Source organism: Pectobacterium brasiliense (assembly GCF_016950255.1).
GTDB classification, from domain to species: domain Bacteria; phylum Pseudomonadota; class Gammaproteobacteria; order Enterobacterales; family Enterobacteriaceae; genus Pectobacterium; species Pectobacterium brasiliense.
On record NZ_JACGFN010000001.1, the window covers coordinates 2,310,241 to 2,333,748 of the forward strand.

General features: G+C 54.5%; 22 protein-coding genes. 9 read left to right on the forward strand and 13 right to left on the reverse strand.

All coding sequences use genetic code 11. The features are described 5' to 3' along the window. Nucleotides 1-6 precede the first annotated feature (6 nt). Together dsbC and xerD are read right to left on the reverse strand one after the other, a co-directional pair. A complete protein-coding gene (gene dsbC / locus H4F65_RS10270; RefSeq protein WP_010279866.1) occupies nt 7-723 on the reverse strand; it encodes a bifunctional protein-disulfide isomerase/oxidoreductase DsbC in 717 nt (238 codons plus the stop codon). A gap of 137 nt (nt 724-860) precedes the next feature. Then, a complete protein-coding gene (gene xerD, locus H4F65_RS10275; protein ID WP_010279863.1) occupies nt 861-1,760 on the reverse strand; it encodes a site-specific tyrosine recombinase XerD in 900 nt (299 codons plus the stop codon). A gap of 311 nt (nt 1,761-2,071) precedes the next feature. On the opposite strand from xerD, the gene H4F65_RS10280 reads away from it, so the two are divergent. The 4 genes from H4F65_RS10280 to H4F65_RS10295 all read left to right on the forward strand — a co-directional run bounded on the left by H4F65_RS10280 (nt 2,072) and on the right by H4F65_RS10295 (nt 5,204). Next, nucleotides 2,072-3,400, forward strand: a complete 1,329-nt coding sequence (locus H4F65_RS10280; RefSeq protein ID WP_010279860.1) for an MFS transporter — start codon at nt 2,072-2,074, stop codon at nt 3,398-3,400. Between the two features lie 204 nt (nt 3,401-3,604). Next, nucleotides 3,605-3,991, forward strand: coding sequence for an acyl-CoA thioesterase (locus tag H4F65_RS10285; RefSeq protein ID WP_010279856.1), 387 nt, complete (start codon nt 3,605-3,607; stop codon nt 3,989-3,991). 342 nt (nt 3,992-4,333) lie between these two features. Further along, a complete protein-coding gene (gene fldB / locus H4F65_RS10290) occupies nt 4,334-4,852 on the forward strand; it encodes a flavodoxin FldB (RefSeq protein WP_010279852.1) in 519 nt (172 codons plus the stop codon). Nucleotides 4,853-4,880: 28 nt separating this feature from the next. Further along, complete coding sequence (locus tag H4F65_RS10295) at nt 4,881-5,204, forward strand: hypothetical protein (protein ID WP_010279849.1); 324 nt, start codon at nt 4,881-4,883, stop codon at nt 5,202-5,204. A 65-nt stretch (nt 5,205-5,269) separates the two neighbouring features. Here the strand turns inward: H4F65_RS10295 and rlmF are convergent, their stop codons facing one another. The 3 genes from rlmF to sdhE form a co-directional block, all read right to left on the reverse strand. Continuing rightward, the gene (gene rlmF, locus H4F65_RS10300; RefSeq protein WP_010279846.1) at nt 5,270-6,205 is read right to left on the reverse strand and encodes a 23S rRNA (adenine(1618)-N(6))-methyltransferase RlmF; all 936 of its coding nucleotides are present in this window, start codon (nt 6,203-6,205) and stop codon (nt 5,270-5,272) included. A gap of 68 nt (nt 6,206-6,273) precedes the next feature. After that, the gene (locus tag H4F65_RS10305) at nt 6,274-6,648 is read right to left on the reverse strand and encodes a protein YgfX (RefSeq protein ID WP_010279842.1); all 375 of its coding nucleotides are present in this window, start codon (nt 6,646-6,648) and stop codon (nt 6,274-6,276) included. A gap of 19 nt (nt 6,649-6,667) precedes the next feature. Next, nucleotides 6,668-6,934 (reverse strand): FAD assembly factor SdhE, encoded by a 267-nt coding sequence (gene sdhE, locus H4F65_RS10310; protein ID WP_010279839.1) that lies wholly within the window; start codon nt 6,932-6,934, stop codon nt 6,668-6,670. A gap of 235 nt (nt 6,935-7,169) precedes the next feature. Between sdhE and ygfZ the strand changes: the two genes are divergently transcribed. After that, nucleotides 7,170-8,171: a tRNA-modifying protein YgfZ gene (gene ygfZ, locus H4F65_RS10315; protein ID WP_010279836.1), complete on the forward strand. Its 1,002-nt coding sequence runs from the start codon at nt 7,170-7,172 to the stop codon at nt 8,169-8,171. Between the two features lie 54 nt (nt 8,172-8,225). Here ygfZ and trhA read toward each other — a convergent pair whose 3' ends face one another. Next, complete coding sequence (trhA, locus tag H4F65_RS10320) at nt 8,226-8,873, reverse strand: PAQR family membrane homeostasis protein TrhA (protein ID WP_010279833.1); 648 nt, start codon at nt 8,871-8,873, stop codon at nt 8,226-8,228. A gap of 423 nt (nt 8,874-9,296) precedes the next feature. Between trhA and H4F65_RS10325 the strand changes: the two genes are divergently transcribed. From H4F65_RS10325 to H4F65_RS10340, 4 genes are all read left to right on the forward strand, one after another. Continuing rightward, entirely contained in the window at nt 9,297-9,905 is a 609-nt protein-coding gene (locus H4F65_RS10325) for an HD domain-containing protein (protein WP_010279828.1), read from the forward strand. A gap of 54 nt (nt 9,906-9,959) precedes the next feature. Continuing rightward, nucleotides 9,960-10,964 (forward strand): LacI family DNA-binding transcriptional regulator, encoded by a 1,005-nt coding sequence (locus H4F65_RS10330; protein ID WP_010279825.1) that lies wholly within the window; start codon nt 9,960-9,962, stop codon nt 10,962-10,964. A gap of 209 nt (nt 10,965-11,173) precedes the next feature. Beyond that, entirely contained in the window at nt 11,174-13,318 is a 2,145-nt protein-coding gene (locus tag H4F65_RS10335; protein WP_010279820.1) for an alpha-galactosidase, read from the forward strand. Nucleotides 13,319-13,410: 92 nt separating this feature from the next. Then, complete coding sequence (locus H4F65_RS10340) at nt 13,411-14,673, forward strand: MFS transporter (RefSeq protein WP_010279815.1); 1,263 nt, start codon at nt 13,411-13,413, stop codon at nt 14,671-14,673. A gap of 44 nt (nt 14,674-14,717) precedes the next feature. Here H4F65_RS10340 and H4F65_RS10345 read toward each other — a convergent pair whose 3' ends face one another. The 7 genes from H4F65_RS10345 to gcvP form a co-directional block, all read right to left on the reverse strand. After that, complete coding sequence (locus H4F65_RS10345; RefSeq protein ID WP_010279811.1) at nt 14,718-16,025, reverse strand: ABC transporter substrate-binding protein; 1,308 nt, start codon at nt 16,023-16,025, stop codon at nt 14,718-14,720. Beyond that, nucleotides 16,018-17,106: an ABC transporter ATP-binding protein gene (locus H4F65_RS10350; protein ID WP_010279808.1), complete on the reverse strand. Its 1,089-nt coding sequence runs from the start codon at nt 17,104-17,106 to the stop codon at nt 16,018-16,020. The genes H4F65_RS10345 and H4F65_RS10350 overlap by 8 nt, the downstream gene beginning before the upstream one ends. After that, on the reverse strand, nt 17,106-17,930 hold the full coding sequence (locus H4F65_RS10355) for a phosphodiesterase (protein ID WP_010279805.1): 825 nt from the start codon (nt 17,928-17,930) through the stop codon (nt 17,106-17,108). Before H4F65_RS10355 ends, H4F65_RS10350 begins: the two co-directional genes overlap by 1 nt. 35 nt (nt 17,931-17,965) lie before the next feature. Next, complete coding sequence (locus H4F65_RS10360) at nt 17,966-18,871, reverse strand: carbohydrate ABC transporter permease (RefSeq protein ID WP_010279803.1); 906 nt, start codon at nt 18,869-18,871, stop codon at nt 17,966-17,968. Further along, nucleotides 18,861-19,733, reverse strand: a complete 873-nt coding sequence (locus H4F65_RS10365; RefSeq protein WP_010279800.1) for a carbohydrate ABC transporter permease — start codon at nt 19,731-19,733, stop codon at nt 18,861-18,863. Before H4F65_RS10365 ends, H4F65_RS10360 begins: the two co-directional genes overlap by 11 nt. A 178-nt stretch (nt 19,734-19,911) precedes the next feature. After that, on the reverse strand, nt 19,912-20,382 hold the full coding sequence (locus tag H4F65_RS10370; protein ID WP_010279796.1) for a GNAT family N-acetyltransferase: 471 nt from the start codon (nt 20,380-20,382) through the stop codon (nt 19,912-19,914). Between the two features lie 143 nt (nt 20,383-20,525). Continuing rightward, the gene (gene gcvP / locus H4F65_RS10375; RefSeq protein WP_010279790.1) at nt 20,526-23,399 is read right to left on the reverse strand and encodes an aminomethyl-transferring glycine dehydrogenase; all 2,874 of its coding nucleotides are present in this window, start codon (nt 23,397-23,399) and stop codon (nt 20,526-20,528) included. Nucleotides 23,400-23,508 lie beyond the last annotated feature (109 nt).

A 23,508-nucleotide genomic window follows, 5' to 3' on the forward strand; every position in this document is an offset into this window, starting at 1 on the left:
GTAGCATTAACCGCCGGTTTTTTTCGAGGCTTTGTGTGCTTCCAGCATCGCCAGCATTTCTTTCGGCCCTTGATATCCCGGTACGACCATACCGTCTTGCAGCACGATGGCAGGGGTGCCCTGCACGCCAAACTGGATACCCAGTTGGTAATGCGCGGCGATATCGGTTTTACACGTTGCTGCCGAGATCGCGTCGCCCTTCATCGCGCTATCAAACGCTTTATTGCGATCGGCCACGCACCAGATGGACTGCATATCTTTTGCTGCCGGCGATTTCATGCCCTGACGTGGGAAGGCCAGGTAGCGCACGGTAATGCCTAGCGCGTTGTAGTCTTTCATCTGTTCATGCAGTTTGTGGCAATAGCCGCAGGTGATGTCGGTAAACACGGTGATAACGTGTTTTTCCTGCGCGGCTTTATACACAATCATCTGTTCCTGTAGCGCATCCAGCTTGCCGATCAGGATCTTATTGGTCGTGTTAACCGGCATGGTGCCGCTCACGTCATAAAGCGGGCCTTGCAGCAAATGCTTGCCGTCTTCGCTGATATACAGCACGCCGCTATCGGTAATGACGGTTTTCATGCCCGCCATCGGCGAAGGCAGGATTTCCGCCCCCTGCATGTCCAGACGCGTTAACGTCTGCTTGATCGCGGCATCATCGGCGTGTGCAAAATTGGTCGCCGTCGCCACCAGCAAAGAAAGCAGTAATAACCCTTTTTTCATTTCATCAATCCTGTTTTTCGCAGCATGATCCGTAGCAAAATAGCCTTGTACCCATGCGCTGTGATAGTGAACGGGGTGTCCCGTCAGCCAGATAACGTCCTGTTACTCTGATAGTGACTCGATTGGTTATGTTATCCCTATGCGCGCGGATGGTGCTGCTGATGCAGCTGTTTCAGCCGCTCCGTCGCGACATGGGTGTAAATCTGCGTCGTGGAAAGATCGCTGTGCCCCAAGAGCATCTGTACGACCCGTAAATCCGCGCCGTGGTTCAATAAATGGGTTGCAAACGCGTGACGTAAGACGTGCGGCGAGAGCTTTTCGCTGTCGATGGACGCCAGTACCGCATAATGCTTGATGCGGTGCCAGAACGTCTGGCGCGTCATTTGCCGTGCGCGATTGCTGGGAAACAGCACATCCAGCGTCTGCCCATTCAGCAGCCACGGACGACCATGTTCCAGATAATACTCGATCCAGTACACCGCTTCTTCACCCAGCGGCACCAGCCGTTCTTTATTGCCTTTCCCCAGCACGCGTACCACGCCCTGCCGCAGGCTGACATCGCTCATCGTCAAACTGACCAGCTCGGAAACACGCAGCCCCGTCGCATACAATACCTCAAGCATGGCCTTATCGCGTAATTCCAGCGGTTGTTCAATACTTGGGGCGTTGAGCAACGTATCAACCTGCGCCTCGCTCAAATCTTTGGGTAGACGCTGCGGCAGTTTTGGCGATGACAGCACCGCACTCGGATCGTCGCTGCGACACTTTTCCCGATAAAGGTACTGAAAGAAGCGGCGCATCGCGCTCAGCAAGCGAGCCGAGCTGGTGGCCTTGTAGCCCCCCTCAACTCTGTCAGCGAGAAACGCCTGAAGATCGAGCGACTGTGCCTGCAATAAATCATTGTCATGATGCGCCAGCCACTCTGCCAGCGTACGCAGATCCAGCCGATAAGAGGCCAGCGTATTCTCTGCCAGATTTCTTTCCAGCCACAGCGCATCGAGAAACTGTTCGATAAGCGCCTGATCGTGTTCTTGCATCGCTGTGTCCCTCTTCACTGGTTGGCAATATTATGCCGATGAAGCGGCGACTTTACACCTTCATCAAGTCCGCATTCTCTCGCCAACAGAATTGTGCACGATCTCACATATTCCGTGAACATCAACATCGCCATAACATTCTCCGGCAAAAATAAGGCCGTGGCACATTATATTTTATGTATCGTCAATATAGCGGAACAGGCTCCTTGAAGCCGCATGTCTACTGGCATTGACCTTACTTAATCAACGTTGAAAAGCCGATTTTTCTGTGCGTAGAATGGTCGTTCGTGTTGTTAAAATAAAGAAACATTATGCAAGCCACCACCATCACTCCCACTCTCGATGCCGAAGCGGAAGCGCCACCCGTAAACTCACGCAATAAAGTGATTGTTGCGTCATTAATTGGCACCGCTATCGAATTTTTCGATTTTTATATCTACGCCACCGCCGCGGTGCTGATTTTTCCGCACATTTTCTTCCCACAGGGCGATCCGACTGCCGCCACGCTACAGTCGTTGGCAACCTTTGCGATTGCCTTTGTGGCTCGCCCGATTGGCTCGGCAGTCTTCGGTCACTTTGGCGACCGCGTCGGACGTAAAGTCACGCTGGTCGCTTCTCTGCTGACCATGGGGATTTCAACCGTTCTGATTGGGCTGTTACCGACCTACGACACCATTGGTATTTTTGCTCCGATTCTCCTAGCACTGGCACGCTTCGGCCAGGGGCTGGGTCTCGGCGGTGAATGGGGCGGCGCGGCGCTGCTGGCGACTGAAAATGCCCCGTCCCATAAACGTGCGCTGTATGGGTCGTTCCCCCAGCTTGGCGCACCGATTGGCTTCTTCTTCGCTAACGGTACCTTCCTGCTGTTGTCCTGGCTGCTGACGGAAGAGCAGTTCATGACCTGGGGCTGGCGCGTGCCGTTCGTCGCATCTGCCGCGCTGGTGCTGGTTGGCCTGTATGTTCGTATCTCTCTGCATGAAGCTCCCGTCTTTACCAAAGCGGTCAAAGCCGGCAAGCAGGTACGTATGCCGCTGGGCACGCTGCTTAGCAAGCATATGAAAGTCACGATTCTCGGCACCTTCATCATGCTGGCGACCTACACGCTGTTCTACATCATGACCGTGTACTCCATGACGTACGGTACAGCGCCAGAACCTAAAGGGCTTGGTTTCTCGCGTAACAGTTTCCTGTTGATGCTGATGATCGCGGTGATCGGCTTTGGTCTGATGGTGCCGGTAGCCGGCTATCTGGCGGATGCTTTTGGCCGCCGTAAGACCATGATTACTATTACCTGTCTCATGATCGTTTTCGCTATGCTGTTCCCTTATATGCTCGGTTCAGGTAATCAGGCGCTGGTAATGGGCTTCCTGGTATTAGGTCTGAGCATCATGGGACTGACATTCGGCCCGATGGGTGCACTGCTGCCGGAGCTGTTCCCGACGGAAGTGCGCTACACCGGTGCATCATTCTCGTATAACGTTTCGTCGATTCTGGGTGCATCGGTTGCACCGTATATCGCGGCGTGGTTGACGGCTAACTATGGCCTGTTCTACGTCGGTGTTTATCTGGCAGCCATGGCGTCGCTGACGCTGATCGCGCTGCTGGCGACCAAAGAAACGCGTCACCAGTCTCTGGGATAATGTCCCTTCAGTGAGGGCTACGGCCCTCACTGCACCTTTCCTTTTTCACGATGTCACCAACCCGTCACCACTCCAAATCATCACCTCTTGTTATTATCACTTTGATACATTTTCGCATTTACCACGCTAATTAAGTGAGGTATACCAACAGGCCTGTCGATGTAACAAATCCATTCGGTACAACAATCAAATTAGGATGCAAAAATGTTTTCAAAACATTATGAAGTTGAGGACAGTCATATCGACTTTCAGGGCGTCGTCGACGGCCTCTACTATCCGTTTTACATGGAGTGGACGCGCCATGCTTTTATGAAAGAGGCGCTGGGTATCGATATTGAAGAAGAGTTCAAGCAGGGAAAGATTTACATGGTACTGGAGTACACTCTGCGCTTTCGTAAAAGCCTGCAAAAAGGCGATCAATTAGAAGTGACCTGCCAGTTGGAAAAGAACGAAAAACGTAATCGCGTCAATTTCGTTCAGCAGATTAAGGTTGGCGGTGTTACCTACGCAGAAGCCACGTTTGTCGCCACTTGCCTGACTAACGGCCGACCATCAATGCCGGAAGCAGTAGTGAATGCGTTAGCGCTTTAAGCGTTCGTGTTGTCATGAGTTCTCTTCGTTAGCACACTCGACATAAACGCGGGCGTGCTAATGCAGAGATCCTGAATACCGTAATGAGATACGCTATTCCCTCTGAAATCATCCCCCCAATACAGTTCTGTCCCCCTCCATTGAAGTCAATCGCTCTGCACCGCGAGCTTCACCAACGATTGTAAAAGACCTCAATATCATCGAATATGGCAACCATTACCTGTTTTCTGCTGCACATGAGTTATGAACTTGCCGCCTTTAGGCAGTGGCATCGCTGTGCAGAGACTGAATCAATGCATCATTGGTTGTAGAAAATAATTAAATCATGGACTTATAGATAGTATGAAAATTGGTCTGTTTTACGGCTCAAGCACCTGCTACACCGAAATGGCGGCGGAAAAAATTCGCGACATTTTGGGCGAAGACCTGGTGGATCTGCACAACCTTAAAGATGTCGAACCTCAACGTATGGAAGATTACAGTACGCTGATTCTCGGCATCCCCACCTGGGATTTCGGTGAGATTCAGGAAGACTGGGAAAACATCTGGGGTCAACTAGCGACGCTAAACCTCAAAGGCAAAGTCGTCGCGCTCTACGGTATGGGCGACCAGCTTGGCTACAGTGAATGGTTCCTTGATGCGCTGGGTATGCTGCATGACCAACTGCTGCCGCTGGGTGTCACATTCGTTGGATACTGGCCGATAGCGGGCTACGAATTCACCAGCCCGAAACCGCTGACCGCCGACGGCAAACACTTTGTCGGACTGGCGCTGGACGAAGTGAACCAATACGATCTTAGCGATGAACGGCTGGAACAGTGGTGCGAACAGATCCTGCAAGAAATGGCGTCATTACTGTAAACAGTACGACTCAACAGAGGTAAGCACGATGAAAATGTTACTCATAGCGGTCGCAGGATTATTGCTTGCCGGTTGTGCTCAAACAGGCACAGAAGAATACGCCAGAAATCTGGGCGGGAAATGCGATGTGCCGCAGTATTACGCGATCGATTTCTCAAGGTTTGACGAGACAGCACAGCAAATCGCGCACGCGACGGGCTGTGGCATCACCACCGATACCACACTCACTGGCGCGATTAAACCCCATCCCGTCAAAGGCTATCTGACCCGGCGAGAAGCGGTATTTATGGCGATTCAGGGGACGTCGTTGAAGGTGACCCAACAGGAACCGGATACGATTACCGTCGAGTAAAACATTCGCGGATACCGTGGTGACCGGTATCCGCGAAGATTGATATTTGTAGACGTTGAAGTGGCTTAACGCTTTTGTAACCAGCGGGTACGCGCAGCGGTATCAAGGAAACTCCACGCGACAAAGCGGCTTTGCTTTTGGCCTTGCGCCATATCTATCGTTCTGACCTTCTCCGCATCAACCGCTTCCAGCACACGATAAATCTCCGGCAGGTTCTCTTTACGCGACACCAGCGACGTAAACCACAGACACTGACGGGCGAAACCCGCGCTCTCTTTGATCATCTGACCAATGAAAGCGGACTCGCCACCTTCACACCACAGCTCATCCTGCTGCCCGCCAAAATTCAGCGGTGAGCGCTTATCCAGCCCCAGATTATGCAGTTTGCGCTGCGATCCCTGACGAGCATCCTCCGCAGACGCATGGAACGGCGGATTACACATGACGGCATCAAACGTGTCGTTCTTGTGGATAATCCCTGCCAGTATCGCTTTGCTGTTCTTCTGACGGCGCAGGCGAATCGACCGATTCAAGCCTGGGTTCGCCTCAATCGTCTCATTGGCGGCTTTCATCGCTTGCGGATTGATCTCGCTGCCAGTAAAACGCCAGCCGTACTCGCGATGTCCAATCAGCGGATAGATACAGTTGGCACCACAGCCGACATCCAGCACGGACGCATCGCGCGGCACCACCGAACGGTTATCTTCCGCCAGCAAGTCAGCCAGATGGTGGATATAATCGGCACGACCAGGAATTGGCGGGCACAGAAAGCCCTCTGGAATCGTCCAGTGCTCAATCTGATAAAAATGCTGCAACAGCGCCTGATTCAGCGTTTTCACCGCCTCAGGATTGGCAAAGTCCACGGACTCATCACCGTAGGCATTCACCTTTACAAACGGGATCAGCGCAGGATAACTCTGTTTGAGCGCGGGAAAATCATAACGGTCACGGTGGCGATTACGAGGGTGCAGACCATTTTTTTGCACTGCGGGCTTAGTCATCAGTTATATCCAATCAATTTCAAAGCACGGCCAAACGATGACCGAATAAAAACATGTCCAACGCGCTGCTATCTTGCCCAGTGTTTCTGCTGCAAAAGAATTTGACGCAAGTGACGCCATTCGTCATCGCCCATGCTGTCCGATGCCAGCCACAGCTGTTGCTTGTCTTTACCGTTAACCACTTGCAATGACAGTAATATGCCATTCTTCAGCAGCCACGGTCGTTTAACGATCTGCCATTCCTGCTGCCGCCAGCTCAGGGTCGTTTCGCTGAGCAGAACGATTTCCCCCTGTCGGGATTTAATATTCCGTTGGCTACGGATAAAACCGAACATCACCATCGTGACCAGGCATAGCCATAGCCACGCGTAGCCGTCCGGCCACGGCGCCAGCAGAATGAGCAATACTAATAGGCCATGCACAACCAATGACAGCAGTTGCATGCGCCAGGAAACGCGGAGGTCACACCGCCACTGGGCCACGATCTTTATTTCGCGTCTGAATAAGGGAAATCATGTGTTTCAGCTCTCCGTCCTCCGGTTCACCGTGGTTCATCAGCCAGTTGAATAAATCGGGATCGTCGCTTTGTAACAAGCGTACAAACGTGCGCTTATCAGTGTCATTAAGTGTGTCATAGTCATGCTCAAAAAACGGCATGATTGCGATATCCAATTCGCGCATACCACGGCGGCATGCCCAATGAATGCGTGATTTATTATCGATTTCCATATTTCATGTCCACCTTGTTATCGCTGCTTGCCGCTAGTGTACTCTGATTCCGGTAGCGGGTATCAACTAATAGTAACATTTTGACATAGTTTACCGCCGTGCACCGCGCCGAGTGCGCTCATCAGCATCAGGCTGTGCTCTGCAATAACACAGCGTGAATAACCACTTGCAAACCCTGAGCGCTCTTTTACCATTAGGTCATTCGGGTATCGCCCTTCGCGCAGGATTGTACTATATGGTTAATCAACATACGGCTCATCAACGCCCTTTTGCATCACAACCTCCATTTGCTTCTGCCCAGTTGGCCGCCACGCTCATCTCATTGGATGACTGGGCGCTGGTCACCATGGTCGGGCCGGACACCGTCAAATATCTTCAAGGACAGGTCACCGCAGATGTCGGGGCGCTGCCTGACGATGGGCACATCCTTTGCGCCCACTGCGACGCGAAAGGAAAAATGTGGAGCAACCTGCGTCTGTTCCATCACGGCGAAGGCTTTGCTTTTATTGAGCGTCGTAATCTACGCGACGCTCAACTTAACGAACTGAAAAAATACGCCGTTTTCTCGAAAACGACCATCGCGCCAGACGACAACGCCATCCTGCTGGGCGCGGCGGGTGCCGGTATCCGCGAGCTGCTGGCCTCTGTATTTAGCCAGCTTCCAGATGCTGAACACCCTGTTGTGCAGCACGAAGGGGCTACCTTACTGCATTTCGCCCATCCTGCAGAACGTTTCTTGCTGGTACTGTCTCCTGAGCACGGCGCGTCGCTGCTTGAACAGCTCGGCGATAAAGTCAGCCTGAATGACAGCCGCCAATGGCTGACGCTGGATATTGAAGCAGGTCAGCCCATCATTGACAGCGCAAACAGTGCTCAGTTCATCCCGCAAGCGACTAATTTACAGGCATTAAATGGGATTAGCTTCAGCAAAGGGTGCTATACCGGTCAGGAAATGGTCGCGCGGGCAAAATATCGTGGGGCTAACAAGCGTGCGCTTTACTGGCTGGCGGGTAAGGCAAATAAGGTACCGCAGGCAGGGGATGACCTCGAATTGCAGCTCGGTGAGAACTGGCGTCGTACCGGTACGGTGTTGGCAGCCAGCCAATTGCAGAACGGTGACGTGTGGGTACAGGCAGTGCTGAATAACGATCTCACCGCAGAGAACGTTTTGCGCGTCCGTGACGATGCCGAAAGCCAGCTCACGGTTCAGCCGCTGCCGTATGAAATAACGGATTAATTCGACGAGTGATACCGCGCATGAGCCAAGCGGGCTCATGCGCTTTATACAGGCTTAAATATAAAGATAAATCGCCAGAAAGTGGCAGACGCTGCCGCCCAACACAAATCCGTGCCAAATCGCGTGATTATAGGGAATGCGCTTACAGGCGTAGAAAATCACGCCCAGCGTGTACACCACGCCGCCCACCGCCAGCAGCGTCACACTCCCCGCCGCCAGTTTCATCACCATCTGATAAATCACCACCAGCGACAGCCAGCCCATCACCAGATAGGTAATTAACGACAGCACTTCAAAACGGTGAGCAAACGCCAGTTTGAAGATCACGCCCAGCAGCGCCATGCTCCAGATGACGACCATCAGGCCATGCGCCAGCGGCGAATTCAACCCTACCAGCAAAAACGGCGTATAGGTTCCTGCGATCAACAGATAGATGGCACAGTGGTCAAATTTCTTCAGCCACGGCTTAATACGCTGAGACGGAATCGCGTGATACAACGTCGATGCCAGAAACAGCAGGATAATGCTGCCGCCATAGAGGCTGTAGCTGGTAATCGCCACGCTGCCAGCGTCATTGTTGACCGCCTGCACCAGCAATAAAACCAACCCCACAATCCCGAAAATCACACCTATTCCGTGGCTTATGCTGTTCGCAATTTCCTCTGCCAGAGAGTAATCCGGCATTTGTTCATTTTTTGACATCAATCGATTCCACAGTATTCAACAGTACACGTCGTGTGCTGACGTTATCCACCTTGCCTTTCCCCTGCGGGGATGCAGGCGCAGGTGTTTAACCTTTGAGCAGATTAACTGAGAATAGTTTCAGTGTACACGTGTAAGCTAAAATATTTACACTCACCTGACTTCCGGCTTTCTCTCTCACTTAGCGTGTAATCATTCATGTCAATCTCGGGCGACATCCCCTACAATGATCGACGTTGATATCTCCCTGTTTTTTGAAGGGCTCTGCCGTTTTTACCGGTTATTCGCGTTAACGGTCATCCGGTTCTGACGCTCACAGCGCCTTCCTATAGTTTTCATTACATGTCGTTTTGGTTTTCACTACATATCGTTTCACTGCATGATTTTTACTGCATCGTGTTCACTGCAAGAGGTAAGTTTTTCATGTCATCTGCCCCATCTACTCTGAATTTCGGTTCTATGACCGATGCCTTCGGCTTTCTGATAGAAATCGATAAATTAAAAAGCGTGCAGCGCCGTAACAAAATTATCGGCAGCGAACGTCACGAAGATTCTGCCGAACATAGCTGGCACTTTGCCGTCGCGGCAATGGCGCTGGCGCCTTATGCCGGTGAAGGTGTGGATATCCAGCGCGTGATCCAAATGGCGCTGATTCACGACATCGTCGAAATCGATGCGGGCGATGTGCTCGTTTACGATCTTTCCGCTCGTCTGGCGATTCACGATCAGGAAGTCGCCGCCGCCGCTCGTATTTTCGGCCTGCTGCCCGAGCCACAGCGTCAGCAATTCCACGATCTGTGGGAAGAATACGAAGCGAATGAAACCCCCAGCGCCCAGTTCGCTATGGTACTTGACCGCGTCATGCCGATGCTGATGAACCTGTCTAACGGCGGCCAAAGCTGGGTAGAAAACAGTATCCGCCTGGAACAGGTTCTTGACCGTGCCGAGTTCATCTCCACGATCAACCCGGAACTGTGGCAATACCTCCAGCAACATCTAGAAGACGCCAAAGCCAAGGGCTGGTTGCTATAATTCGATTTTCTCGCTAGACGCCCCGTCGCCGGGCATGCACGTCAGGAGAGGGTGATGTCTTTAAAAACAATCGCAAATAACCTGGGTTTGTCCGTGGCGGCGGTGAGTCGTGCGCTGAACGGCCATCGGGATATATCCGACGCCACGCGCCAGCGTATTCAGGAAGAAGCGACGCGTATTGGCTATCGTCCCAATACGCACGCACGCCGCCTCAAAATGGGCAAAAGCAACGCCGTCGGGCTGGTCTATCCCTACGCCTCTTCTCTGAGTAACGATATTTTTTTCGAGATGATTGGCGCGATCAGCCGCAGGCTAGCGCAGCATGAGGTCGATTTTCTCCTGCTGGCTGACGAGCAAGATGCCTGTCAGGGTGCCGCCCGGTTGATCGCCAGCCGCCGTATCGACGCGTTGATCGTGGCGCATACATGCGAGCAGGATGCACGGCTGACGTTACTGCAACGCCATGATGTGCCTTTTCTGGCGCTGGGGCGCAGCCAGCTCCCTCATCCTTACGCCTGGTTCGATTTTGACAACCGCGCAGGCATGGCGTTAGCAACCGAACACCTGATCGCGCTCGGGCATCGCCGTATCGCCATGTTAAGCGAAGATCACCCGCAGGCGTTTATCATGCAGCGTCGTCAGGGCTATCGGGATGCCCTGCAACGCCACAACCTGCCGTTTCACGACGCCTATCTGCGCTGTGTGAATCCCACACGCCGCGCGGGCTATCAGGCCATGCTCGACCTTCTGGCGCTGCCTGAACCACCCACCGCGATGGTGATGGACGGCAATGTCCACGGCGACGGTGCCGTTGCGGCATTGCAGCAGGCGGGTCGGCTTTCCGGTTCCCACCCCATCGCATTAGTGATGTATGACGGCTTGCCACAGGACAGCCTGACCGACATCACCGTGACCGCCATAGAACAGGCAACTCGCGAGCAGGTTGGCGAACAAATTGCCAGTATGATGCAGGCGCTGATCGCGGGCGAAGCCGTAGAAAACTTGCAGGAGTTATGGCAGCCAACGTTACGCCTCGGTAACACGAGCTTTCCCGCCTAATCTATTCCGTTATCGACCACGTTTAATAAAGCCACCGGTTGGTTTGCTACGCCAGCCGCCAGTAAGATGCTCTTCACATCCTCATCGCAACCTTTTTCTATTTTCTAACGATTATTTTAACGACATCACATTTCTTAAACGTTTAAGTTGATGACTTAAACGTTTAAGCTTTCACTGAGATCCACTATTCGTAATTTGGAATCCTCCTCATGATGCGTGATATTGTTCAATTAACCAGCGCACAGTGCGATGTCATCGTACGCTGCGCCCCAGCGGCAGAAATTCTCTACTGGGGGCCACGGCTGCGTGGATTTTCACCAGAAGATATCGTTTCTCTGCAACGCCCCGTCGCTAACGGTCGTCTGGATGTGGATCTTCCCCTGACGCTGGCGATGGAATACGGGCGTGGTCAGTTCGGTTCGCCGGGTATTGAGGGGCACCGTTCAGGCTATGATGCCGCGCCGATCTTCACGACGAAGCAGGCTGACGTTCAGGACAATACGCTCACCATTACCGCGGAAGATGCACAGGCCGGGCTTCGCCTGATCAGTGAACTGCGCCTGGATCTACAGACCGACGTCCTGCAACTGCGCCACACGCTAGAGAATCTGCGTGCGGATGCCTGGCAAGTACAGCGCCTCGCCGTCACGCTGCCCGTCCCAGAAAGGGCGAGCGACGTCATGGCATTCCACGGCCGCTGGCTGCGTGAGTTTCAGGCTCATCGCCTCACGTTGCAGCATGGCGGTTTCATTCAGGAAAGCCGTCGGGGAAGAAGCTCCCATGAATATTTCCCCGCCTTTATCCTCGGCGAGTCCGCGTTCAGCGAACAGCATGGTGCCGTATGGGGCGTGCATTTAGGCTGGAGCGGCAACCACCGCCTGCGTGCCGATATTAAAACCGACGGGCGTCGCGTCGTGCAGGCAGAAGCCCTGTATCTGCCGGGCGAAATCACGCTGGCGCAGTCGGAATCCCTCACAACACCGTGGGTCTACGCCGCCTTCTCCGATGCCGGCTTAAACGGCATGAGCCAGCGCTATCACACCTTCTTGCGCCAGTCCCTGATCCAATTCAGCGACCATAAACCACGCCCGGTACACCTCAATACGTGGGAAGGGATCTATTTCGATCACTCCCCTGAGTACATCATGCAGATGGCGAGCAAAGCCGCCGACGTGGGCGTAGAGCGTTTCATCATCGATGACGGCTGGTTCCGTGGGCGTCACCACGACCAAGCCGCGCTCGGCGACTGGTATCTGGACGAGGAAAAATACCCTAACGGGCTGATGCCGGTGATCGAGCACGTCAAAGCTCTAGGGATGGAGTTCGGCATTTGGGTCGAACCGGAGATGATCAACCCCGATTCCGACCTGTTCCGTGCACACCCTGACTGGGTGCTGCAATTGCCCGGCTACGCACAGCCAACAGGCCGCTATCAGTACGTGCTGAATTTAAACCAGCCCGAGGCCTTCGCGTATCTGCTGGAGCGGCTGAGCTGGCTACTGGGTGAGCACCCGGTCGATTATGTGAAGTGGGATATGAACCGCGAACTGGTGCAACCCGGCCATGCAGGGCGTCTGGCCGCCGATGCGCAAACCCGACAGTTCTATCGTCTGCTTGATACCCTGCGCCAGCGTTTTCCCCATGTCGAATTTGAATCCTGCGCCTCCGGCGGCGGCCGCATCGACTACGGTGTGCTAGAGCGTACCCAGCGCTTCTGGGTGTCAGATAACAACGACGCGCTGGAGCGCCAGACCATCCAACGCTGCATGAGCTACTTCTTTCCACCAGAAGTCATGGGGCAACACATCGGGCACGCTCGCTGCCACGCCACCTATCGACGCCATACCATCGCCTTTCGCGGCCTGACGGCCCTGTTCGGCCACATGGGCATTGAGCTGGATCCCGTGAAGGCTGACGACGACGAGCTGGAAGGCTATCGCCACTACATCCAACTGCACAAAACGCTGCGCCCGCTGCTGCACAGCGGCACCACCTGGCGGGTCGAGATGCCGGACGATACGGTGCAGGTCACCGGCGTGGTGAGCAACGATCGGCAGCATGCCGTTTTCCAGGTAGCTCAGCTACGTATGCCGTCTTATTCGCTGGCGGGTACGCTCCGCTTCCCCGGCCTACAGCCCGACGCACGCTATGAAGTCACGCTGCTTGACGGCCCGGAAATCAAAACGGTGCGAGAAGGCGGCGGCACCATGCGTGAGCTTCCACCGTGGTTACGTCAGCCGATCGTGGTTTCCGGTGACTGGCTGATGCAGGCCGGCCTTGCTCTCCCCGTTCTGACGCCGGAGACCGCCATTCTGATCGGGCTTTCCGCGGTGCCGGATACCGTCAGTAAATAACTTTTTCTTTGCCTTACCAATACACAACACGACCGCGCGGGACAGCATTGTCCCGCGTCATGATAACGTCTACCCCCTGAGGGGAAATACAGATGCCTACTACCTCGTGCTACTACAAAAACAACCGTAACTTCTGGATTTTCGGCGCGTTCTTCTTTCTTTATTTTTTTATCATGGCGACGTGCTTTCCGTTTTTGCCGATCTGGCTGGCGGACGTTATCGGGCTCAATAAGACCGATACTGGCATCGTTTTTTCCTTCCTGTCCTTGTTCGCAATCCTGTTTCAGCCTTTCCTCGGCATCCTGTCCGACAAGCTAGGGATGAAGAAACACCTGCTCTGGGTGATCTCTGTGCTGTTGCTCTTTTTTGCCCCTTTCTTTCTGTATGTCTTCGCTCCGCTATTAAAAATCAACGTGATACTGGGTGCTTTAGTCGGTGGCCTGTATATCGGGTTCTCTTTCAGCGCGGGAGCCGGGGCGATTGAGGCCTACATCGAGCGCATCAGCCGACAGCACCAATTTGAGTACGGTAAGGCGCGCATGTTTGGCTGTTTTGGCTGGGGAATTTGCGCCTCAACGGCAGGTATGCTGTTTAACATCAATCCCGATATCGTGTTCTGGATGGGATCCGGCTCGGCGATTATCTTGATCGTGTTGCTGTGTCTGGCGAAGACGGAAAGCAACCAGACCGCCACCGTGATGGACTCACTCGGGGCTAACGCCTCGCCTTTTAGTGTGAAGCTGGCGTTAGGTTTGCTGGCTAACCGTCAGTTCTGGCTGCTGGTGCTGTACGTGGTCGGCGTCGCCTGCATTTATGACGTCTACGATCAGCAATTCGCTAACTTCTTTAAATCGTTCTTTAGCTCGCAGGAACAGGGAAACCAGATCTTTGGTTTTGTCACCACCGCGGGGGAAGCAGCAAATGCGCTGGTGATGTTCTGTACGCCGTGGCTTATTAACCGGATCGGCGCTAAAAATGCGCTTCTGGTGGCAGGAACAATTATGTCGATCAGGATTTTGGGATCGGCCTGTGCCACGTCCGTCACGGAAGTCATCATCCTGAAAATGCTGCACGCCTTCGAAGTACCGCTGCTGCTTATCGGGATTTTCAAATACATCGCCAATACGTTTGATTCGCGCCTGTCGGCCACGATTTATCTGGTGGGCTTCCAGTTCGCCAAGCAGTTTATGGCGATATTCCTCTCCTCCGCGGCGGGCAACCTGTACGACCGCATTGGCTTCAACCAGACGTACCTTATCTTGGGTGGCATCGCGCTTACCTTCACTGCAATTTCCGCCTTTACGCTGTCATCGTCACGCAACACGGCGAGTATGCATTCTCAGGCTGCGCATTAACATTATCGCGCCCCGTTGGCGTTAAGCCGTGGGGCGCGATGTTACTATTTCACGTCTCGTAACGCCGTTTTATCCACATACGGCTTCATGATGCCGTCCGCCTCTTTTTGTGCAGCGGCGGCGGCGTCATCAACCTTTTTCTCCGGATCGTTTAGCAGCGCCGCCAGCTGATTTTCCATCGCTTTGCGTACTGCGACCGTTTCATAGGTGGCGTACCACGGATGGGCATATTGCAGCTGTGACAGCGCAATGGCCGCACGCGGATCTTTCGCCAGATAGTCCTTCATTTCTGGCAGATCGTAGGCCGCCATGCGCGGGGCGAAGTAGCCGGTAAAACGGCTCCAGTTGCCGCTGACTTCCGGGCTAACCAGATAGTTCATAAACTGCCAGGCCGCTTTCTTCTGATCTTCAGAAATCCCTTTGAAGCTCACCAGACTTGCTCCGCCGATGGTCACGCCACGACGCTCTTTTTCCGGCATCATCGCCACGCCAAGCTGGAAATCTTTGGTATTTTCACGCATAAAGCCCAACGCGCCGGTACTCAGCATCGTCATACCCAGCTTGCCGGAGAAAAATGCGGCGCTGATCTGCTTGGAATTCAGCACACCAGCGGGCATCACTTTGTCGCGATGCACTAAGTCGCGCCAGAACTGGAGCGCGCCTTTAGTTGATGCGGTGTTGTAATACACTTCGCCCGGATAGTCGGCATTGTAATACGCCCCGCCGTTGGCACGCGTTAGCGCAGACAGCATCCAGCCGCCGTAGTCATCGTTCGTGGACGGAATCATGATGCCCCACTGCCCTTTTGCCGGATCGGTCAGCTTCTTCGCTACCGCAATCACTTCATCCCAGTTTTTCGGCGGTTCGTTGAATCCCGCTTTCTTCAGCATGTCTTCGTTGTAATAAAGGATCGGCGTCGAGTTGTGGAACGGGATCGCGTAAGTCACGCCCATCACCTGCGCGTTCTGATGTAGCGCGGGCCAGAAGTTTTTAGTCAGGAAAGGCGTGGCCTTTTCGTTGCCGTATTTGAACAGCTCGTCCATCGGTAGAATTTCATCTTTGATGACCAGATCGGCAGTGAAGTTTGCCGACATAATCACCAGCGCCGGAGGATCGCCCGCTTTAGCGGCCGCTTCCGCTTTCACTTTTGTCGTGTCGTAATTGCCGGTGAAGATCCCACGCACTTCAACCTGATCCTGCGATTGGTTGTACTCCTTGATGATGCGCGTCATTTCCATCGTCAGCTTGCCATCAACCGGCGCGGGGAACATGAAATCGATACTCTCTTTCGCCAACGCGGGGCCAGACATCAGCAAGGCGATTGCCAGCGCCATCATACGGGGCTTACGCATTTCTTTTCTCCTGGGATAAATTACGGGCGGTTTGCCCGGAAAACCAATGACAATCCTGCGGTGAAAAATGAAGCACAATGGATGCGCCGACATCCGGCACGCCATCGCGATTTGGCCGACGGTAGCGAATATTCCCCAACGGCGTATCCACATGAATCAAATACTCCGCGCCAAATAGCTCCCGCTGCTTCACCGTTCCCGACAATGACAAGTCGCCGTCTGACGCGGCGTGTTCGGTAATATGCTCAGGGCGGATCCCGAGCAATACACGGGTTAATGAACGCGTTTCTTCACTGTCAGGCAGCGCCACAGACAATGCCTGTAGAAATGCCTGCCCATCAGCACAAGGCAGCGTCACCATATTCATCGCGGGCGTGCCGATAAATCCGGCGACAAAGACGTTAGCCGGGTGCGAATACAGCTGTTCCGGCGTGCCAACCTGTTGCAGCACGCCGCGATCCAGCACGGCGATTCTGTCCGCCATTGTCATCGCCTCGATCTGATCGTGCGTGACGTAAACGGTGGTTGTTTTCAACTGCCGGTGCAGATCCATAATGCCGTCCCGCACATCGCTGCGCAGGCGGGCATCCAGATTCGACAGCGGCTCATCCATCAAAAACAAGCACGGATCGCGCACGATCGCCCGTGCCATTGCTACGCGCTGGCGCTGACCGCCGGACAGTTTTCCCGGTTTGCGTTTCAGTAGCGGTTCAAGCTGAAGCAGGCTGGCAACGCGCTGCACACGCTGTGGATACTCCGCTTTCGGCTCACCGCGCATCCGCATCCCGAAAGTGATGTTTTGCTCGACGGTCAGGTGCGGAAACAACGCGTAGTTCTGGAAGATCATCGAGAAATTGCGCTGCTTCGGGCTCCACGTCGTAATGTCATCGTCACCCAGCAGGATTTGCCCATCGCTCACGTCTTCCAGACCGGCAAGCATACGCAGCAGCGTACTTTTGCCGCAGCCAGACGGCCCGACCAGCACCAAAAATTCACCGTCAGCGATGTCCAGCGACAGCGACGCCAGTGCCTGCATGTGCTCGAAGCGTTTGCTGATATTACGTAACTGAATCACGGCCATTACGCATCCACCGGACAGCTGATTCGCGGATCGTAGAGGTAAGGTCCGGAGTTCGCGGCGATCGACTGGCTGTAGCTCACCAGCCCGGTGACTGGCACGTAGCGGTGCATGACCACGCTGGCAGGCTCCAGGTTGTAGTACGACGTGTCGTCATAGTAGAAATACGGCACCTGATGGACGGTACCCGGTACGGTGGCAATAATCGCCTGCCGATGTTGCGTCATAATCAGGCGGTGCGTATGGCCGCAGAAGATCCGCGTCATCTGCGGGAAACGTTCGATCAGCGTCAGCAACTCACTCCCGTTTTCGCAGGCGATCCGATCCATATGCGCCGATCCCAACGGCAGCGGCGGATGGTGCATAAAGATCGCCGTTTCGCGCGTGCTGTGCTCTTGCAATTGCTGCTCCAGCCAGCCCAGCGTGGACGGCGTCAGCCAGCCTTTCGCCTGCCCGGCCAGACTGGTGTCGATGAACAGCAGGCGCATCGGGAAGTCATCCACCGCATAGCGGATGTTCTCGGGATCATCGCCTAACTGCGGGCAAAGCGGGCGCATCGCATTGAGAAAATGCTGCTTATCATCATGATTGCCCGGAATTACGTACATCGGGTAATCCAGCATCTGCAACACGCGCTGTGCCACCTGATACTCCTGCGAGCTTCCGCAGTTGACGATGTCGCCGCTAATCACCACCGCGTCCGGCCGCTCGCTCAGCGCATTTAGCTGGTTAATGACCTTGGCGTTTTCCCCGTTAATATCAATAAATTCATAGAGCTTGCGCCCCTCACTGCGAAAATGCAGATCGGAAATCTGTGCCAGCAACATACAACCACCTCATCGTTATTTCGCCCGTTGGCGATTCACTTAATGCCCGAGAAACCGAAGCTGCTCAGGAACTGCTTCTGGAACACCACAAAAGCCACCATCAGCGGCAAGCACACCAGCAGCGTGCCCGCGCAGATCAATCCCCACTGCCCGCCGGACTCTGCGCCCATGGCGAACGAGACCAGCCCGATGGTCAGCACCTGTTTGTCGGGGTCATTGAGCACCATCAGCGGCCAGAGATATTCGTTCCAGTGGTAGGTAATGCTGACCGTGGCAAAAGCCAGAATTGACGGCCAGGTCATAGGAATCAGGACGTGAAACACCACCTGCCACCAGCGGCAGCCTTCCATCAACGCCGCCTCTTCGATTTCTTTGGCGATATTGAGAAACGCCTGACGCATCAAAAAAACGCCAAACGCCGAAGCAAAATACGGCATCATCACGCCAGTCAGAGTATTAAGCAGGCCGAGCTGTTTGAGCGTCATCATGTTCGGCACCATCATGACGACGGGCATGATCATCATCTGAATCAGCAGCAGGTAGAACAGCAGCGTTTTGCCGCGGAATTCGTGATAGGCAAAGATGTAGCCCGCCGTGGTGATCGTCACCAGCTGTACCAGAAACGTGCCGACCGCAAAGATCAGCGTGTTGGTGTAAAGCCGTAACCAGTCGGCGCTATCCCACGCATCGCGGAAGTTATCGAGCGTCAGCGGGAGACGCGGCAGCAGCGAGGCCATGTCCACACCAAAGCTGCTGGTGCTGACGGAAGAAGACAGCATCCAGATAAACGGGCTGACCCACAGCAGCGCGGCGCACATCAGCAACAGCGGCAGCGTGAACCGCGTCGTGATGCGAAGCGGATGGCGATTGGCTACGCTGCGGTTTGCAACATGCCGAGCGTCAACACTTAGGTTCTCAACATTCGGGTGATCAACGCTCATAATGCGCCCCTTTCTCCAGCACTTTCAGATTCATAATGGAAAAGGCGAACAGCATCGCCAGCGTCAGGAAGGTAGCCGCAGAGGCTTTACCCAGATCGTGCGTATCATTCGCCAGATCTTGGATGTAATAGAGCAGCACGGTCGTCGCGTTATTCGGCCCGCCGCGCGTCATCACGGCCACATGGTCGATCTGGGTAATAGCGTAGATAAAGGCGATAGTGACCACGAAGGCGATGGTTGGCCGCAGCAGCGGCAGCGTGACGTAGAAAAACACCTGACGCCGTGAAGCTCCTTCCATCAGCGCCGCCTCGCGTGCAGAGGCTGAAACGGCTTGCAGACCGGCGAGAAAAAACAGCATGTAGTAACCGGCGAATTTCCAGATACCGATGACGCTCACCGCCACCAGCGCACTGTCGCTCATACCGAGATAGTTGTTGTTCATCGGGCCGAACGCTTTTGCCAGATAGTAATCCAGCAGCCCTAACCCCGGCATAAAGATGAACAGCCACAGCGTCGCGGCGCTCACCAGTGGAATAATCATCGGAAAGAAGAAAGCGGTACGCAGCCAGCGGTTAACGCGCGTGTTTTCCCACAGCAGCACCGCCAGCAACAGCGCCAGCAGCACACCGGGCACCACCGTCATCAGGATATACAGCACGTTGTTCAGCAACGCCTGCCAGAACACCGCGTCCTGCACCAGACGCACAAAATTATCCATACCGATGAACAGCGGCGTATCGGCATTCAGTCGGGTGTCATACAGGCTGTCGATGACCGAGCGCAACAGAGGGAAATAGGTGAAGGCAAGCAAAAACACCAGCGTCGGCAACAGCACAAGATAGGGAAAGCATTTTGCACGCATAACTCAAAGGCCGTTCAGTGTGAAACACAGAGGCCTTACCCTAGAACGCTAGCGTGTCAGTGGGGCGTCAGTTTAATGACAGTTTGTTTTCGAAAGTAAATAATTCGCGGGCTAAGTTGAGGTGTTAAATTCAGTACAACGATGAGCTGGCACCATACAAGCCGCAGAGCAGCCAATACTATAATTTGAAAACCATATCTATACATCGCATCTCACTCCCAGTAAGAGTGGATTGATATAAGCTTTCCTGCTGAAACAAAAAACCATGCTTTTGATAGAAAGAGTGAGCATTAGGGGTTGAGGATAATGTTAATTGCTCATAACCACGTGTGCGTGCTTCATCCTTTATAGCGTCAAGAATCATTCCACCCAATCCTCTCCCAACATACTCAGGCAAGGTAAAAATAGCCTCAACACTGCGACAAGAAATATCAAGAAAGCCCGTAGCAACCGGTCTGTTATCTAAACCCACAACAACAAAGAAAGGGTTAGTAGCAATAGCTCGCTTGTATCCCTCCGGCATAGATTCTGGTGTCCATGCAGCAATAATTGTCGCTTCATAGCTGCTCTTGCATCCATGGCGGATAGCCTGATTCCTGATCTCCCAACATTCTTCTGCTTCATCAGGTTCTGCAAGTCTGACTTTCATCTTTTCTCCATTTTGGGCTATCTCTATCCACTGCTTATGCCTAACTGATTAGATGATACAAGGCGGTATCTGAAACTATCGTTGATGCGATAACTCAGTGTCCGCCTATCACTGGCAGTAACAATCTTAACGATCGCAGTTAATTACGCATAATCGCTCATCGGCACACACGAGCAGAACAGGTTACGGTCGCCGTACACATCGTCCAGACGCTTCACGCTCGGCCAGTATTTGTGTTCACTGCCTGCCGGGAAGACCGCCAGTTCGCGGCTATACGGGTGCGTCCAATCAGCCACCAGCTCCGCCTGCGTGTGCGGTGCGTTGACCAACGGATTGTCATCCAGCGGCCATTCGCCCTGCACGACGCGGTTGATTTCGGCGCGGATCGCCAGCATCGCATCAATAAAGCGATCGATCTCTACCTGACTTTCCGATTCCGTTGGTTCCACCATCAGCGTGCCCGCGACCGGGAATGACATGGTCGGCGCATGGAAACCGTAGTCGATCAGGCGCTTGGCGATATCCATCTCGCTGATACCCGTACTCTCTTTGAGCGGACGAATATCCAGAATACATTCGTGCGCCACGCGACCGTCACGGCCGGTGTAGAGTACCGGATACGCCTGCTGTAAGCGCGTCGCGATATAGTTGGCGTTCAGGATCGCCATCTGACTAGCCTGTTTCAGCCCTTCCGCGCCCATCATGCGGATATACATCCAGCTAATCGGCAGGATAGAAGCACTGCCGAACGGTGCCGCAGAGACCGCGCCTTGTTCCGTCAGCACACCCTCGATTTTTACCACTTGATGACCCGGCACAAACGGTGCCAGATGCGCTTTCACGCCAATCGGCCCCATGCCCGGTCCGCCGCCGCCGTGCGGAATACAGAACGTTTTATGCAAGTTCAGGTGCGAGACATCAGCGCCAATGTAACCCGGCGTCGTGATGCCAACCTGCGCATTCATATTCGCGCCGTCCAGATATACCTGACCGCCGTATTGATGCACGATCTGGCACACTTCGCGGATCGTCTCTTCATAGACGCCGTGAGTGGATGGATAGGTCACCATGATGCAGGAAAGCTGTTCGCCCGCCGCCTGCGCTTTCTCACGCAGATCGTGCAGATCGATATTGCCCTGCTTGTCACAGGCGACCACCACCACGTCCATCCCCGCCATCTGCGCCGATGCTGGGTTCGTGCCATGGGCGGAGCTAGGAATCAGACAGAGATTGCGACCAGCTTCATTGCGACTTTCATGATAGCGACGGATCGCCAGCAGCCCCGCGTATTCACCCTGTGCGCCTGAGTTGGGCTGCATACAAATCGCGTCATAGCCCGTCAGTTGCACCAACCAGCCCGATAGCTGTTCGATCATCTGGCGATAGCCCAGCGCCTGTTCCGTCGGGCAGAATGGATGCAGCTCGGCAAATTCCGGCCAGGTAATCGGCAGCATTTCCGCCGCCGCGTTGAGCTTCATGGTGCAGGAACCGAGCGGGATCATCGCCTGATTCAGCGCCAGATCCTTACGCGCCAGACGGTGCAGATAGCGCATCATCTCGGTTTCGCTGTGATAGCGGTTGAACACCGGATGCGAGAGGATCGCGTCGTGGCGCATCAGTCCGGCAGGGATCGTGGCCGCTTTCTGGCCGATGGCCGTATCAAGCGCATCGATATCCAACCCGTGATCGTCGCCTAACAGCACGGCAAACAGCGCCAGCACATCTTCACGCGTGGTCGCTTCATCCAGCGTGATGCCTACCGCACTCGCCAAATCGCTACGCAAGTTGATGCCAAAACTTAATGCCCGGCTCAGCACCGCGTCTTTGTCCGCGACTTCGATAGTCAGCGTGTCGAACCAGCTGCGATGGCGCAGCAGCAGCCCGCCCTGCGTTAATCCCGCCGCCAGAATATCGGTCAGACGGTGGATGCGCCCAGCAATACGTTTGAGCCCTTCCGGCCCGTGGAATACCGCATACATCCCCGCAATGTTGGCCAGCAACACCTGCGAGGTACAAATATTGGAGTTCGCCTTCTCGCGGCGAATGTGCTGTTCACGCGTCTGCATCGCCATGCGCAGCGCGGTGTTGCCTGCCGCATCGCGCGACACGCCGATAATACGTCCCGGCATAGCACGTTTATGTTCATCACGGCAGGCGAAGAACGCCGCGTGTGGCCCACCGTAGCCCATCGGCACGCCAAAGCGCTGTGCGGAACCGAAGACGATATCCGCCCCCTGCTTGCCCGGCGCAGTCAGCAATACCAGCGCCATGATGTCCGACGCCACGCAGCTGACGACCTTGCGTGCTTTCAGAGCGGCCATCAGGTCGCTGTAATCGTGCAGTTCGCCGGTCGTCCCTGCCTGTTGCAGCAAAACACCAAACACCGCATCGTCTTTCAACGCGTCTTCCGCCTTACCGACAACAATTTCAAAACCGAAAGTTTCCGCACGGGTACGCACCACGTCCAGCGTTTGCGGATGCACGTCGTCGGCGACGAAGAAGCGTTCGGCCTGTTTGAGTTTGCTGATGCGCTTCGCCATCGCCATCGCTTCCGCCGCTGCGGTTGCTTCATCCAGCAGCGAGGCAGAGGCCAAGTCCAGACCGGTTAAATCCTGCGTGACCTGCTGGAAATTCAGCAGCGCTTCAAGACGCCCCTGAGAGACTTCCGGCTGATACGGCGTATAGGCGGTGTACCAGCCTGGGTTTTCCAGCAGGTTGCGTAAAATCACCGGCGGCATCAGCACCGCGCTGTAGCCCATGCCAATGTAGCTTTTATAACGTTGATTGCGTCCTGCAATGGCCTTCAGCTCAGCTAACGCTTCATGTTCCGTCACCGCCTCTCCCACCGCAGGCGGGCTGGGCAATTGAATGTCCACCGGGACAATCTGGCGGATCAGCGCATCCAGCGACGTCGCGCCGACCACCGACAGCATGTGCTGCTGTTGGCTGACGGAAGGACCGATATGGCGCTCGATAAACGCGCCGTCATGTTCGAGTTGACTGAGTGTCTGGGTCATTACAGTAATTTCCTGGATCAATCGTGCCTGCATCAATCGTGATCGCTGCCGCGCTGAAAGACGACGCGGGCGAATAAAACAAAACGCCCCCGGTTCAGCAAAACCGGGG

Bases quoted from the DNA above. Each gene is read 5' to 3' on its own strand.
- dsbC (WP_010279866.1), bottom strand. From the start codon at position 723: ATGAAAAAAGGGTTATTACTGCTTTCTTTGCTGGTGGCGACGGCGACC.
- xerD (WP_010279863.1), bottom strand. From the start codon at position 1,760: ATGCAAGAACACGATCAGGCGCTTATCGAACAGTTTCTCGATGCGCTG.
- H4F65_RS10280 (WP_010279860.1), top strand. From the start codon at position 2,072: ATGCAAGCCACCACCATCACTCCCACTCTCGATGCCGAAGCGGAAGCG.
- H4F65_RS10285 (WP_010279856.1), top strand. From the start codon at position 3,605: ATGTTTTCAAAACATTATGAAGTTGAGGACAGTCATATCGACTTTCAG.
- fldB (WP_010279852.1), top strand. From the start codon at position 4,334: ATGAAAATTGGTCTGTTTTACGGCTCAAGCACCTGCTACACCGAAATG.
- H4F65_RS10295 (WP_010279849.1), top strand. From the start codon at position 4,881: ATGAAAATGTTACTCATAGCGGTCGCAGGATTATTGCTTGCCGGTTGT.
- rlmF (WP_010279846.1), bottom strand. From the start codon at position 6,205: ATGACTAAGCCCGCAGTGCAAAAAAATGGTCTGCACCCTCGTAATCGC.
- H4F65_RS10305 (WP_010279842.1), bottom strand. From the start codon at position 6,648: ATGCAACTGCTGTCATTGGTTGTGCATGGCCTATTAGTATTGCTCATT.
- sdhE (WP_010279839.1), bottom strand. From the start codon at position 6,934: ATGGAAATCGATAATAAATCACGCATTCATTGGGCATGCCGCCGTGGT.
- ygfZ (WP_010279836.1), top strand. From the start codon at position 7,170: ATGGTTAATCAACATACGGCTCATCAACGCCCTTTTGCATCACAACCT.
- trhA (WP_010279833.1), bottom strand. From the start codon at position 8,873: ATGTCAAAAAATGAACAAATGCCGGATTACTCTCTGGCAGAGGAAATT.
- H4F65_RS10325 (WP_010279828.1), top strand. From the start codon at position 9,297: ATGTCATCTGCCCCATCTACTCTGAATTTCGGTTCTATGACCGATGCC.
- H4F65_RS10330 (WP_010279825.1), top strand. From the start codon at position 9,960: ATGTCTTTAAAAACAATCGCAAATAACCTGGGTTTGTCCGTGGCGGCG.
- H4F65_RS10335 (WP_010279820.1), top strand. From the start codon at position 11,174: ATGATGCGTGATATTGTTCAATTAACCAGCGCACAGTGCGATGTCATC.
- H4F65_RS10340 (WP_010279815.1), top strand. From the start codon at position 13,411: ATGCCTACTACCTCGTGCTACTACAAAAACAACCGTAACTTCTGGATT.
- H4F65_RS10345 (WP_010279811.1), bottom strand. From the start codon at position 16,025: ATGCGTAAGCCCCGTATGATGGCGCTGGCAATCGCCTTGCTGATGTCT.
- H4F65_RS10350 (WP_010279808.1), bottom strand. From the start codon at position 17,106: ATGGCCGTGATTCAGTTACGTAATATCAGCAAACGCTTCGAGCACATG.
- H4F65_RS10355 (WP_010279805.1), bottom strand. From the start codon at position 17,930: ATGTTGCTGGCACAGATTTCCGATCTGCATTTTCGCAGTGAGGGGCGC.
- H4F65_RS10360 (WP_010279803.1), bottom strand. From the start codon at position 18,871: ATGAGCGTTGATCACCCGAATGTTGAGAACCTAAGTGTTGACGCTCGG.
- H4F65_RS10365 (WP_010279800.1), bottom strand. From the start codon at position 19,733: ATGCGTGCAAAATGCTTTCCCTATCTTGTGCTGTTGCCGACGCTGGTG.
- H4F65_RS10370 (WP_010279796.1), bottom strand. From the start codon at position 20,382: ATGAAAGTCAGACTTGCAGAACCTGATGAAGCAGAAGAATGTTGGGAG.
- gcvP (WP_010279790.1), bottom strand. From the start codon at position 23,399: ATGACCCAGACACTCAGTCAACTCGAACATGACGGCGCGTTTATCGAG.